Source organism: Streptococcus sp. oral taxon 061, from assembly GCF_013394695.1.
In the GTDB taxonomy this organism is placed as follows: domain Bacteria; phylum Bacillota; class Bacilli; order Lactobacillales; family Streptococcaceae; genus Streptococcus.
The window spans coordinates 284,465-299,332 of the sequence record NZ_CP058258.1; the positions used below are offsets into that span (position 1 = coordinate 284,465).

7 protein-coding genes are annotated in these 14,868 nt (G+C 41.6%); 6 read left to right on the top strand and 1 reads right to left on the bottom strand.

Going from position 1 to position 14,868, the window contains the following annotated elements; translation table 11 throughout:
• Positions 1-119: 119 nt before the first annotated feature.
• The 3 genes from HW271_RS01370 (at position 120) to HW271_RS01380 (ending at position 9,823) form a co-directional block, all read left to right on the top strand.
• A complete protein-coding gene (locus tag HW271_RS01370; RefSeq protein ID WP_178894574.1) occupies positions 120-1,037 on the top strand; it encodes a dihydrodipicolinate synthase family protein in 918 nt (305 codons plus the stop codon).
• A gap of 15 nt (positions 1,038-1,052) precedes the next feature.
• Positions 1,053-1,937, top strand: coding sequence for an ROK family protein (locus tag HW271_RS01375; RefSeq protein ID WP_178894575.1), 885 nt, complete (start codon positions 1,053-1,055; stop codon positions 1,935-1,937).
• Positions 1,938-2,248: 311 nt separating this feature from the next.
• The gene (locus HW271_RS01380) at positions 2,249-9,823 is read left to right on the top strand and encodes an alpha-L-fucosidase (protein ID WP_259274718.1); all 7,575 of its coding nucleotides are present in this window, start codon (positions 2,249-2,251) and stop codon (positions 9,821-9,823) included.
• 112 nt (positions 9,824-9,935) lie between these two features.
• Here HW271_RS01380 and HW271_RS01390 read toward each other — a convergent pair whose 3' ends face one another.
• Positions 9,936-10,787, bottom strand: coding sequence for a MurR/RpiR family transcriptional regulator (locus HW271_RS01390; RefSeq protein WP_178894576.1), 852 nt, complete (start codon positions 10,785-10,787; stop codon positions 9,936-9,938).
• Positions 10,788-10,979: 192 nt separating this feature from the next.
• Between HW271_RS01390 and pbp2b the strand changes: the two genes are divergently transcribed.
• The 3 genes from pbp2b to HW271_RS01405 all read left to right on the top strand — a co-directional run bounded on the left by pbp2b (position 10,980) and on the right by HW271_RS01405 (position 14,839).
• Positions 10,980-13,022: a penicillin-binding protein PBP2B gene (pbp2b, locus tag HW271_RS01395; protein ID WP_310437575.1), complete on the top strand. Its 2,043-nt coding sequence runs from the start codon at positions 10,980-10,982 to the stop codon at positions 13,020-13,022.
• A gap of 10 nt (positions 13,023-13,032) precedes the next feature.
• Positions 13,033-13,629: a recombination mediator RecR gene (gene recR / locus HW271_RS01400; protein WP_000966738.1), complete on the top strand. Its 597-nt coding sequence runs from the start codon at positions 13,033-13,035 to the stop codon at positions 13,627-13,629.
• Between the two features lie 166 nt (positions 13,630-13,795).
• Positions 13,796-14,839: a D-alanine--D-alanine ligase gene (locus HW271_RS01405; protein ID WP_178894578.1), complete on the top strand. Its 1,044-nt coding sequence runs from the start codon at positions 13,796-13,798 to the stop codon at positions 14,837-14,839.
• Positions 14,840-14,868: the final 29 nt, after the last annotated feature.

Below are 14,868 nucleotides of genomic sequence, written 5' to 3' on the forward strand. Positions count from 1 at the left end.
AATAGAAATTAAAATCTAAGTGGCTGAGATATATTGAAAGCGCTTTTTACAAGGTGTATACTAAAATAGTAAAAAATCATCTGCTCAGTGCAGAAAATAAGAAATCTTAGGAGAAATCTATGTCAGATTTAAAAAAATATGAAGGTGTCATTCCTGCCTTCTACGCATGTTATGATGATGCGGGTGAAGTAAGCCCAGAACGTACTCGTGCCTTGGTGCAATACTTTATTGATAAAGGTGTTCAAGGGCTTTATGTCAATGGTTCTTCAGGTGAATGTATCTACCAAAGCGTAGAAGACCGCAAATTGATCTTGGAAGAAGTGATGGCAGTTGCTAAAGGCAAGTTGACTATCATTGCTCACGTGGCATGTAACAATACTAAAGACAGTATCGAACTTGCTCGTCATGCAGAAAGCTTGGGAGTAGATGCTATTGCAACAATCCCACCAATTTACTTCCGCTTACCTGAATACTCAGTTGCAAAATACTGGAACGACATCAGTGCTGCTGCACCAAATACAGACTATGTCATCTATAACATTCCTCAATTGGCAGGTGTTGCTTTGACTCCAAGTCTTTACACAGAAATGTTGAAGAACCCACGTGTTATCGGTGTTAAAAACTCTTCAATGCCAGTTCAAGATATTCAAACATTTGTTAGCCTTGGCGGCGAAGATCATATCGTCTTTAATGGTCCAGATGAGCAGTTCCTAGGTGGTCGTCTCATGGGAGCAAAAGCTGGTATCGGTGGCACTTATGGTGCTATGCCAGAACTCTTCTTGAAACTCAACCAATTGATTGCAGATAAAGACCTAGAAACAGCGCGTGAATTGCAATACGCTATCAACGCTATTATCGGTAAATTAACTGCAGCTCATGGTAATATGTACTGTGTGATTAAAGAAGTCTTGAAAATCAATGAAGGGCTTAATATCGGATCAGTTCGTTCTCCACTTACACCAGTTACCGAAGAAGATCGTCCAGTTGTAGAAGCAGCTGCTCAATTGATTCGTGAAACTAAGGAGCGTTTCCTCTAATCAACAGGAGGCTTTATGACTAATTTCGTTGCAATTGATATTGGTGGAACTAATATCAAATACGGTTTAATTGACCAAGATGGACAACTTGTAGAGTCTAACGAAGTAGCGACTGAGGCTCATAAGGGTGGTCCCCACATCTTACAGAAAACAAAAGATATCGTAGCTAGCTATCTAGAAAAAGGACCAGTGTCAGGTGTAGCCATTTCCTCAGCGGGAATGGTTGATCCTGATAAGGGTGAAATTTTCTATGCTGGTCCACAGATTCCAAATTATGCTGGAACCCAATTTAAAAAGGAAATTGAAGAAAGCTTTAACATTCCTTGTGAAATTGAAAATGATGTTAACTGTGCAGGGCTTGCTGAAGCTGTCTCTGGTTCAGGAAAGGGTGCAAGTATTACCCTTTGCTTGACAATTGGGACTGGTATCGGTGGTTGCTTAATCATTGATGGCCAAGTTTTTCATGGCTTTAGTAATTCTGCCTGTGAGGTTGGTTATCTGCACATGCAGGATGGAGCTTTCCAGGATTTAGCGTCTACGACAGCTCTTGTTAAGTATGTTGCAGACGCACATGGAGATGAAGTGGAACAGTGGAACGGTCGTAGAATTTTCAAAGAAGCTACCGAAGGCAATAAACTCTGTATGGAGGGGATTGACCGTATGGTGGATTACCTTGGTAAGGGTCTCGCAAATATTTGTTATGTTGCCAATCCAGAAGTTGTCATCCTTGGTGGTGGCATTATGGGGCAAGAAGCAATTTTGAAACCAAAAATCCGTAAGGCTTTGAAAGATTCGCTTGTTCCAAGTTTGGCAGACAAGACTCGACTTGAATTTGCCCACCATCAGAATACTGCTGGTATGCTCGGAGCATATTATCATTTCAGAACCAAACAGTCCTAAATTGGCTTTGCCAATTTAGGTTTTTTTGGCAGGAAAAAAGTTAGGTAAAACTTTAATAAAACTTTGGAAGCCCTTGCATTTCTTGGAATAATATAGTATATTTATTATACTGAGAAATCTCGAAAAAGCGTTTGTAAAATCAAGTCATTTTTTTATTCAGAAAAAATGTAAGCGATTTCTAAAATGAATTTAAACAGAAGATAAGAGTGGGAGGAAGAAGAGTTTTAAAGTAGGTACTGAGAAATAAAATTGTCGCCAGAGAAACTGGGCTCTTGCAGTAGCTGACTGCTTTTGTTCATTAGGAGAATTTGATGAAACAGTATTTTTTTGAAAGAAGTCGTATATTTAGTATTCGTAAACTAACGGTTGGTGTAGCCTCTGTGGCAGTTGGACTGGCTTTTTTTGCATCTGGAAATGTTGCCGCTAACGAAGTTGTGACAGAGCCAAAACTGGAAGTAGAAGGTCAAGCAAAAGAAGTAATCGATGTTGATAAAGAAAAAGCGGAAGCAGTTAAGGAAACTAAAGAAGTAGTGAGTCCTGTTAAAGAAGAAGTTGCTAAACAAGCATCTCCTGCTACAGAAAAAGTAACAGAAGAGACTAAAACTACTGAAGAGGCTGGAGATTTACTTCCAGAAGAAATTCCTGACCGTGCTTATCCTGATACGCCAGTGAATAAAATTGATACTTCAGCTATTGTATCAGAAAAGGATAGCCCGAAAGTAGAAACTAAGAGTATTCTAAAAGCTGAAGAAGCAAGTGCAACTGGAGGAGAGAAAGAAAATAGAGCCATTATCAATGGTGGTCAGGATCTCAAACATATTGACTATGAAGGACAACCAGCTACATCTGCGACTATGGTTTATAGCATTTTTAGCTCTCCACTTGCAAATGGTGGGAAGCAGGATTATCTCAATTCTGGCTCTGGTATCTTTGTTGCACCAAATATTATCTTGACAGTAGCACACAACTTCTTAGTCAAGGATGCGGATACCAATGCGGGATCTATTCGTGGTGGTGATACTGCTAAATTCTACTACAATGTCGGTTCAAATAGTCCCAAGGTAAGATCTTTGCCAAACTCAGGAAAGACGGTTATTTTCAAGGAAAAGGATATCCATTTTTGGAATAAAGATAAGTTTGGTGAAGGTTACAAGAATGACCTAGCCTTGGTCGTAGCACCTGTTCCACTTCAAATCGCTAGTCCAAATAAGGCCGCAACCTTCACTCCTCTGGCAGAGCATCGGGAATACAAAGCTGGAGAACCTGTTAGTACCATTGGTTATCCTACAGATTCAAGCTCACCAGAATTGAAGGAGCCGATTGTTCCAGGACAGTTGTATAAGGCTGACGGTGTTGTTAAAGGTACTGAAAAATATGATGATAAGGGAACAGTAGGTGTTACCTATCGTTTGACTTCTGTATCAGGCCTTTCTGGTGGCGGTATTATCAACGGTGATGGCAAAGTCATCGGAATTCACCAACGTGGTACTGTTGACAATATGAACATTGCTGAAAAAGATCGTTTCGGAGGAGGTTTGGTCTTATCTCCAGAACAACTAGCTTGGGCTAAAGGCATCATTGAAAAATACGGTGTCAAAGAAGGCTGGTATCAAGGCGATAACGATAATCGCTATTACTTTGATTCAAAAGGACAATTACTCAGAAATACCACAGCTGTCATTGGTGGAAACAAGTATGCCTTTGACAATAGCGGTCTTGCTACCCTAGTTGAAGGCGTTGACTACGGCCGTGTAGTTATCGAACATGTGGACCAAAATGATAACCCAGTCAAAGAAAACGATACTTTTGTAGACAGGGCAGAAGTTGGTGCACAATTCAATTATAACTACAAATCGGAAATTGAAAAAACAGATTTCTACAAGAAGAATAAAGAAAAATATGAGATTGTTTCAATTGGTGATTCTCCAGTCAATAAACAATTGAAAGACGCTTGGAATGAGGATCATAGTGTTGTGAGCAAGGCTCCTGCAGGAACTCGTGTCATTAAAGTAGTCTATAAAGTTAACAAAGGTTCCTTTGAGGTTCACTATCGCCTGAAAGACTCTGATAAAGAGTTGACGACTGCAGATGTGGACAATAACGAAGGTAAAGAATACGATGTTTCCTTTGTTCATAAATTCCAATCTAAAGAAATTGCAGGTTATCGTGCAGTCAATGCAAGTCAAGAAGCAACTATCAAGCATAAAGGGGTGAATGAAGTTATTTTTGAATACGAAAAGATTGAAGATCCAAAACCAGCAACTCCTGTAACTCCAGTGGTTGATCCAAAAGATGAAGAAACAGAAATTGCTGCTTACGGTCCACTTCCAAGCAAGGCTCAATTGGACTACCATAAAGAAGAATTGGCTGCCTTCATCCACTATGGTATGAATACCTATACTAACTCTGAGTGGGGGAACGGTAGAGAAAATCCTCAAAACTTTAACCCGACGAACCTTGATACAGACCAGTGGATTAAGACATTGAAGGACGCTGGATTCAAACGAACAATTATGGTTGTTAAACACCATGACGGATTTGTAATCTATCCTTCTCAATATACAAAACATACCGTAGCTGCTAGTCCATGGAAAAATGGTAAGGGTGACCTTCTTGAAGAAATCTCAAAATCAGCAACTAAGTATGACATGAATATGGGTGTGTACCTATCACCATGGGATGCAAATAATCCAAACTATCACGTGAATACTGAAAAAGAGTACAACGAATACTACCTTAACCAACTCAAGGAAATCCTTGGCAATCCTAAATACGGGAATAATGGTAAATTCATCGAAGTATGGATGGACGGTGCGCGTGGTAGTGGAGCTCAAAAAGTAACCTATACCTTTGACAAGTGGTTCGAGTACATCAAGAAAGCTGAAGGGGATATCGCTATCTTCTCTGCTCAACCGACAAGCGTACGTTGGATTGGTAATGAACGTGGAATCGCTGGAGATCCAGTTTGGCATAAAGTCAAGAAAGCTAAAATCACCGACGATGTGAAGAATGATTATCTCAATCATGGGGATCCAGAAGGAGATATGTACTCAGTCGGTGAAGCAGACGTTTCTATCCGTTCAGGTTGGTTCTACCATGATAATCAACAACCAAAATCAATCAAAGATTTGATGGATATTTACTTCAAGTCTGTTGGTCGTGGAACGCCACTTCTACTCAATATTCCACCAAATAAAGAAGGTAGATTCGCAGATGCAGATGTCGCCCGCTTGAAAGAATTCCGAGCAACCCTGGATCAAATGTATGCGACAGACTTCGCTAAGGGTGCAACAGTTACTGCAAGCTCTACTCGTAAGAATCACTTGTATCAAGCAAGCCACCTAACAGATGGTAAGGATGATACGAGCTGGGCTCTAGCAAATGATGCTAAAACGGGTGAATTTACTGTCGATCTTGGTCAAAAGAGACGCTTTGACGTAGTCGAACTCAAAGAAGATATCGCTAAAGGTCAACGTATCTCTGGCTTCAAGGTTGAAGTTGAGCTCAATGGACATTGGGTACCATACGGTGAAGGCTCAACTGTTGGTTATCGTCGCCTTATCCAAGGTCAACCAGTAGAAGCACAAAAGATTCGTGTGACTATTACTGGTGCACAAGCGACTCCAATCTTGACAAACTTCTCTGTTTATAAGACACCAAGCAGTATCGAAAAAACAGATGGTTACCCTCTAGGTCTAGATTACCATTCAAATACAACAGCTGATAAAGAAAATACAACTTGGTATGACGAATCTGAAGGTATCCGCGGAACATCTATGTGGACAAACCAAAAAGATGCAAGTGTAACCTACCGCTTCACTGGAACAAAAGCATATGTAGTATCTACAGTGGATCCAAACCACGGTGAAATGTCAGTTTACGTGGATGGTCAAAAGGTTGCAGACGTGCAAACCAATAATGCAGCTCGTAAACGTAGCCAGATGGTTTATGAAACAGATGACTTGGCTCCAGGTGAACATACTATCAAACTCGTCAACAAGACTGGAAAAGCTATTGCGACTGAAGGTATCTACACGCTCAACAACGCCGGCAAGGGTATGTTTGAAATGAAAGAAACGACCTATGAAGTTCAAAAAGGCCAACCGGTTACTGTAACCATTAAGCGTGTTGGTGGTAGCAAAGGAGTAGCAACAGTTCACGTTGTAACAGAACCAGGAACAGGGGTTCATGGTAAAGTCTATAAGGACACAACAGCTGACCTAACCTTCCAAGATGGTGAAACTGAGAAAACAATCACGATTCCAACGATTGACTTTACAGAACAAGCTGATTCAATCTTTGACTTCAAAGTGAAAATGACTAGCGTTTCTGACAATGCCCTTCTTGGTTTTGCTTCAGAGGCTACGATTCGAGTGATGAAAGCTGAATTGCTCCTAAAAGACCAGAGAAGCTATGACGATCAGGCACCTCAGCTTGATTACAGTCCAGGTTGGAACCATGAAACCAATTCTTCAGGTAAATACCAAAGCACTGAGTCTTGGGCATCATTTGGTCGATTGAATGACGAGCAAAAGAAAAATGCTAGTGTAACAGCCTACTTCTACGGAACAGGTCTTGAGATTAAAGGACATGTGGATCCAGGACATGGTATCTACAGAGTAACGCTAGACGGTAGAAAAGTCGAGTATCAAGATGGTCTAGGGAATGCGTCTGAATACAACGGTAAGAAGTACTTCAGTGGTACAGCCACTACTCGTCAAGGTGGTCAGACTCTTGTTCGTTTGACTGGACTCGAAGAAGGTTGGCATGCTGTAACCTTGCAATTGGATCCAAAACGTAATGACACTACGAGAAATATTGGTATCCAAGTTGACCAGTTCATCACTCATGGTGAAGATAGTGCTCTTTATACCAAAGCAGAGTTAATCCAAGCAATGAAGAGCTGGAAGGATGAGTTGGTTAAGTTTGACCAGACAAGCTTGAAGAATACTCCAGAGGCACGTCAAGCCTTCAAGTCAAACTTGGATAAATTATCTGAGCAACTTTCAGCAAGTGATGCCAATGCACAAGAAGTTCTGAAAACAGCAACAGCTTTGCAAACGATCCTTGATAAGGAAGAAAATTATGGCACAGATGATACTCCAACACCAGAACAGCCAGAAGAACCAAACTATGACAAGGCTATGGCAAGTCTGACCGAAGCGATTGAAAGGAAAACAGCTGAGCTTGGCGATGATAAAGAAGCTAAGAAGAAACTTGTAGAACTTACAGAGCAAGCCTTGGCAGCCATCCAAGAAGCTAAGACTCAGGATGCGGTAGATAAGGCCTTGCAAGCAGCTTTGGCATCTATCAACAGTCTTCAGGCGACTCCGAAAGAGGAGCCGGCTCCAGAAGAACCAAAACAGCCAGAAGAACCAAACTATGACAAGGCTATGGCAAGTCTGACCGAAGCGATTGAAAGAAAAACAGCTGAGCTCGGTGATGACAAGGAAGCTAAGAAGAAGCTAGTTGCATTAACAGAGCAAGCCTTGGCAGCCATCCAAGAAGCGAAGACTCAGGATGCGGTAGATAAGGCCTTGCAAGCAGCTTTGGCATCTATCAATAGTCTTCAGGCGACTCCGAAAGAGGAGCCGGCTCCAGAAGAACCAAAACAGCCAGAAGAGCCAAACTATGACAAGGCTATGGCAAGTCTGACCGAAGCGATTGAAAGAAAGACAGCTGAGTTGGGTGATGACAAGGAAGCTAAGAAGAAGCTAGTCGCACTAACAGAGCAAGCCTTGGCAGCCATCCAAGAAGCCAAGACTCAGGATGCAGTAGATAAGGCCTTGCAAGTTGCTTTGGCATCTATCAATGAGCTTCAAGCGACTCCGAAAGAGGAACCAGCTCCAGAAGAGCCAAAACAGCCGGAGGAGCCAAGTAAGCCAGAAGAGTCTAAAGTTGACTACCATAAGGCAATTGCAGATTTGACTGAAGCTATCGAGAAAAAAGCAACAGAACTTGCCGATGATGTAGCTGCTCAGGAAAAACTCGTTGAACTTGGAGAACAAGCTCTTGCAACTATCCAAGAAGCTAAGACTCAAGATGCTGTTGAAAAAGCCTTGCAAGAAGCTTTGGCATCTATCAATGAGCTTCAAGCAACTCCAAAAGAGGAGCCAGCTCCAGAAAAACCAACACAACCAGAAGAGCCAGCAAAACCAGAAGAACCAACACAGCCAGAGGTACCAAGCAAACCAGAAGAGCCTAAGCTTGACTACGATAAAGCTATGGCAAGCTTGTCCGAAGCCATTAAAAGTAAAACAGCTGAGTTGGGTGATGACAAGGAAGCTAAGAAGAAACTAGTTGAACTAGCAGAACAAGCCTTAGCTGCTATTGAAGAAGCTAAGACTCAAGATGCTGTTGAAAAAGCCTTGCAAGACGCTTTGACATCTATCAATCAGCTTCAAGCGGCTCCGAAAGAGGAACCAAGCAAGCCGGAAGAACCTGCAAAACCAGAAGAACCAAGCAAACCAGAAGAGTCTAAGATTGACTACGATAAAGCTATGGCAAGTTTGTCCGAAGCTATTAAAAGTAAAACTGCTGAGTTGGGTGATAACAAGGAAGCTAAGAAAAAACTCGTTGAGCTAGCAGAACAAGCCTTAGCTGCTATTGAAGAAGCCAAAACTCAGGATGCAGTAGATAAGGCCTTGCAAGACGCTTTGGTATCCATCAATAAGCTTCAAGCAACTCCAAAAGAGGAACCAGCTCCAGAAGAGCCTGCAAGACCAGAGGAGCCAAGTAAGCCAGAAGAGCCTGCGAGACCAGAAGAACCAACACAGCCAGAAGAGGAAGTGAAACATTCAAATCTTCCAACTGAAGGTGTTAAAGAATTGAGTGTAACTCAACCAATCCTTGAAGTAACGACAGATCCGATTGCCTTCAACACTATTCGTCGTGAAAATTCTCTCTTAGCTAAAGGTAAGGAACAAGTCGTTTCTGAAGGAAAAGACGGACAAGTAACGACTTATGTAGAAGTTGACGGCAGCGATCGTAAGGTTGTTAAGGTTGAACGTGAGGAAGCTCAAGACCGCATCGTTGAAGTAGGTACTCAAGAAGGAACTGCTATGCCGACAGAAGGCGTTATGAATCTGGACTTTAACCTACCAAATCTAAAAGTAGAGAAAGAACCAATCGCCTTCAAGACTGTTCGCCGTGAGAATGCTGATTTAGCTAAAGGTAAGGAACAAGTTGTTTCTGAAGGAAAAGACGGACAAGTAACGACTTATGTAGAAGTCGATGGTGACAACCGTAAGGTTCTTAAAGTAGAACGTGAGGAAGCCCAAAATCGCATCGTCGAAGTTGGAACCAAGGAAGAAAGTCCATCAACTGATAGCACATTGAAGGTCTTGAAAGATTCTTCAACAAACTTGAAACTGATTGCTCGAGAAGGGGACCTCAATGGTGGTTCTGTTCTAGAGGTCGATAAGGTTGCTGACCAGGTCTTGGAAGGTCGCCGTTTCGATGCTTATCAAATTCAATTGAAGAATGAGAAAGGCGAACTTGTTCAATTGAAAGGTGCAGCCCTTGTTCAAGTTGCTGTGGCGTCTGATGTAGCCAATGTCTATGCTATGAATGCAAATCAAGAATTGCAGGAAGTGAAGTTTGAACAGAAAGGTTCAGCACTTGAATTTGTAGCTCCACACCTAGGTGTCTATGCGGTAGTCTACAAGGATGCAGCTCAACCAAGTGCACCAGCAAATGTAGAAACTCCTGCTCCACAACCTATGGGAGAAGATAAGCCTTTAGCAGAGGCTAAGGGCACTGTAGCAGATTCTACAAGCAAACAGTTACCAGCAACAGGAGAAGAAGTAAGTTCAGCTCTCTTGCCTGCCCTCACTCTTGTCTCAGGAATGATGCTATTCTTCTTCAAAAAAGATATGAAGGACTAGAATAGAGAACGCTAAAGGAAGTATCTTGAAACACTAAAAAAGGAGTCCCATTGTGGACTCCTTTTTGTGGGGAAAAATATTTTAAACAGAAAACCCTGAATGGTTTCCAATTTCAGGGTTTTCTATTTCTTGTGTTTCTGCGATAACCATTTAATCGATTATTTTCCCAGTAGCTATTAAAGATTTTTTCTTTACTTTCGCGATCAATTTCTAGGAAATAAGCATAGAGTAAATCAATGATAATCAGCATTGGAAGCTGAGCAGAGATTCGTTGGATATAAGAGGCCTGGCTTTGACTTGCGACTAATACTGTTTCTGTAAATGCTTGGGTATCCTTATTCGGTGCACTTGTAAATAGAACTGTCTTAGCTCCCATATCCTGGGCATCTAATAGGCTATCGATGATAGATGGTGTTGTTCCTGAGAGAGAAAAACCAAACACCAAACATTTTTCATCAATAATGCTAGTCGTCCAGGCAAAACCGTCTGGATCTGTTAAGGCTTCACAGACGACACCCAATCTCATAAAACGTAGCTTCATCTCACGTGCGACTAGACCAGAACTCCCAGTTCCGAAAAAATACACGCGTTCGGATTGGTCAATCATCTGAGCCACGCGTTCCAGCTGCTCATCGTCAATCAATCCTTGAGAAATTTCTCGCAGGTTTGCATAACTTCTAAGGACTCTCTGAGTCAAAGGATTCATATCCTGTTGAGGAGTAGAAAGAGTGTCTTTTTGTTGTTGGTATTTGAAGATGAACTCTCGATAGCCCTTAAAACCACACTTCTTGGCAAAACGAGTGAGCGCTGCCTGGGAAATATGAAGTTTTTGAGTAACTTGCTGAGAGGATAAGTCATCGTTTATGGTATCTGCCTGCAGAAAATAGCGAGCAATTTCTTGCTCTAAATCGGTCATTTCTTCAAAGTGAAGCTCAATGATTGTAGAAATATCTTGCTTATTCATGGGACTCCTTTGATAGCTATTTGCCAGAATTTATTTGATAAATCTAACAAATAAAATAGCGCTTACCTCCATTATATCATAGAAAATAATTTTTGGACCAAAAAGGGAAAGTCTTTTCTTTTTCCATAATTTTCTACCTAAATTATGGTACAATTAAGAGTGTGATTTTGATTAGAAATGAGATTGATGTGTATGAGAAAATTCAATAGCCACTCGATACCGATACGGCTTAATTTGTTATTTGCAATCGTCATTTTGCTTTTTTTAACAATTATTGGCCGTTTGCTTTATATGCAAGTTCTTCATAAGGATTTTTATGAAAATAAACTAGCTTCTGCTAGCCAAACTCGAGTAACCATGGGTTCCGCTCGTGGAGAAATTTATGATGCAACAGGAAAACCTTTAGTCCAAAACACCGTTAAACAAGTTGTTTCATTCACACGAAGTAACAAGATGACTGCGGCTGATTTGAAGGATATTTCTAAAAAATTGTTGACTTATGTCACAGTCACTTCTCCAGAGTTGACGGACCGACAAATGGCAGACTACTACTTGGCGGATGCCGAAGCTTATAAGAAAACAGTTGAAGCTCTTCCAAAAGATAAACGGTATGATTCAGATGGCAATCAACTTTCTGAATCTGAACTCTATAACAACGCTGCTAATAGTATTGCAGCTAATCAGATGGACTATTCCGAGGATGAAAAGAAGGCCATCTATCTCTTTAGCCAGCTCAATTCAGTTGGAAATTTTGCTACAGGAAATATTCAAACAGATCCTTTGAGTGATACACAGGTAGCTGTAATTGCTTCTGCTTCAAAGGAATTGCCAGGTATTTCTATCTCTACCTCATGGGATCGAAAGGTCTTAGAAACTTCTCTTTCATCTATTGTCGGAACTGTTTCTAGTGAAAAATCAGGTCTTCCAGCAGAAGAAGTAGACGCTTATTTGAAAAAAGGTTATTCGCTCAATGATCGCGTCGGGACTTCCTATCTTGAAAAACAATACGAAGAAGTCTTGCAAGGGAAACGGACCGTCAAGGAAATCCATTTGGACAAGCATGGAGACATGGAGAGCGTAGAGAATATAGAAGAAGGTAGCAAGGGAAAAAACATCAAATTAACCATTGATTTGGCCTTCCAAGATAGCGTAGACAGCCTCTTAAAGAGTTATTTTAATTCTGAACTTGCAAATGGTGGTGCTAAATACTCAGAAGGTGTTTATGCAGTAGCCCTTAATCCTAAGACAGGTGCTGTATTGGCAATGTCAGGAATTAAACACAATCTAGAAACAGGAGACTTGACACCAGACTCACTAGGAACAGTGACCAATGTTTTTGTACCAGGGTCTGTCGTTAAGGCGGCAACCATCAGTTCTGGTTGGGAAAATGGAGTCTTGTCAGGCAACCAAACCTTGACAGACCAACCAATCGTCTTCCAAGGTTCTGCCCCTATCAATTCCTGGTATACCCCTTATTACGGTTCCTTTCCGGTTACAGCCGTTGAGGCTCTAGAATATTCATCTAATGCCTACATGGTTCAAACTGCGCTAGGAATGATGGGTCAGACCTATCAACCAAATATGACAGTCAAAACCAACCAACTTGAGTCTGCCATGGGAAAACTACGCGCGACTTTTAGTGAGTATGGTTTGGGTGCTTCTACAGGTATTGACTTGCCCGAGGAATCAACAGGATTTATCCCTAAAGAATTTGATTTAGCTAATTATCTGTACAATGCATTTGGTCAGTTTGATAACTATACACCGATGCAGTTGGCTCAGTATGTGGCGACCATTGCTAATAATGGGGTTCGTCTAGCTCCACATATTGTCGAGGGAATATACGACAACAATGATAAGGGTGGCCTTGGGGAATTAATCCAAGCAATAGATACCAAGGAAATCAACAAGGTCAATATTTCTGAATCAGATATGGCAATCTTGCACCAAGGATTTTACCAAGTATCGCATGGAACTAGTCCCCTTACGACAGGACGGGCGTTTTCAGATGGCGCCACTGTTTCTATCAGTGGTAAGACCGGTACAGCTGAAAGCTATGTAGCTGGTGGTCAAGAAGCTAATAATACCAATGCCGTGGCCTATGCTCCAACAGAAAATCCTCAAATTGCAGTTGCAGTAGTCTTTCCTCATAATACCAATTTAACCAAAAATGTTGGGCCAGCAATTGCTCGCGACATTATCAATCTATACAACCAACACCATCCAATGAACTAGAAAGGAAGCCATGCTTTACCCAACACCTATAGCTAAGCTGATTGACAGTTATTCTAAACTTCCAGGTATCGGGATTAAGACAGCGACCCGACTGGCCTTTTATACCATTGGGATGCCGGATGACGATGTCAATGAATTTGCAAAAAATCTCCTTGCAGCCAAGCGAGAATTGACTTATTGCTCTATTTGTGGACGTTTGACAGACGAGGATCCTTGCTCTATCTGTACTGATCCTAGCCGAGATCAGTCAACGATTCTGGTCCTTGAGGATAGTCGCGATGTCGCTGCCATGGAAAATATCCAAGAGTACCACGGACTTTACCATGTCTTACACGGCTTGATTTCCCCTATGAATGGGATTAGCCCAGATGACATCAATCTCAAGAGTCTCATGACGCGCCTCATGGATAGCGAGGTTTCAGAGGTCATCGTAGCCACCAATGCAACTGCTGATGGTGAGGCGACTTCCATGTATATCTCTCGACTTCTCAAACCCGCAGGGATCAAGGTTACTCGTCTAGCGCGAGGTCTAGCAGTCGGAGCTGATATCGAATATGCGGACGAAGTAACGCTCTTAAGAGCTATCGAAAATCGTACAGAACTCTAGTCTGTAAGATTAATGATAGAAGCAATTAGCTAGTAGATAAGATTTTAAGAAACATAGAGACTGGATTTGTTTTTAATCTAGTCTCTTTTTTGCTATTCAAGTTTAAAAAAAGAGACAAATGTGATATACTAAAGAGCAAGTATTCTAGTAGAAATAGGACAATCATATGAAACAAACAATTATTTTATTATATGGTGGACGCAGTGCAGAACGTGAAGTGTCTGTATTGTCAGCTGAGAGTGTCATGCGTGCGGTCAACTATGATCGTTTCGCAGTCAAAACCTTCTTTATCAGCCAGTCCGGTGATTTCATCAAAACCCAAGAATTTACCCAAACTCCTGGACAAGATGAACGTCTCATGACCAATGAAACGATTGATTGGGACAAGAAAATTGCTCCAAGTGCCATCTACGAAGAAGGAGCGGTTGTTTTTCCAGTTCTTCATGGACCTATGGGGGAAGATGGTTCTGTTCAAGGTTTCTTAGAAGTCTTGAAAATGCCTTATGTCGGTTGTAACATCCTATCTTCAAGCCTTGCCATGGATAAAATCACAACTAAGCGTGTCTTGGAATCTGCTGGGATTGCCCAAGTCCCTTACGTAGCGATTGTTGAAGGGGATGACTTGACTTCTAAGATTGCAGAAGTTGAGGATAAATTAACCTACCCAGTCTTTACCAAACCATCCAATATGGGTTCTAGTGTCGGTATTTCTAAGTCTGAAAATAAAGAAGAACTCCATCAAGCTTTAGAGCTTGCCTTCAAGTACGATAGTCGTGTCTTGGTAGAGCAAGGAGTCAATGCACGTGAAATCGAGGTTGGTCTTTTAGGAAACTATGATGTCAAGAGCACGCTACCTGGTGAAGTTGTCAAGGATGTAGCTTTCTATGATTATGAAGCCAAATACATCGATAACAAGATTACGATGGATATTCCAGCCAAGATTAGTGATGATGTAGTAGCAGTCATGCGTAAAAATGCAGAAGCTGCCTTCCGTGCTATTGGTGGACTTGGTCTATCACGTTGTGACTTCTTCTACACAGATAAGGGAGAAGTTTTCCTAAACGAGCTCAACACCATGCCAGGATTCACCCAATGGTCTATGTATCCCTTGCTTTGGGACAATATGGGTCTTCCTTACCCAGAACTAATTGAGCGTTTGGTTGATCTTGCTAAGGAAAGCTTTAATAAGCGTGAAGCGCACCTATTGTAAAGACAGCTATAAGGGCGGGGCAAGACTCC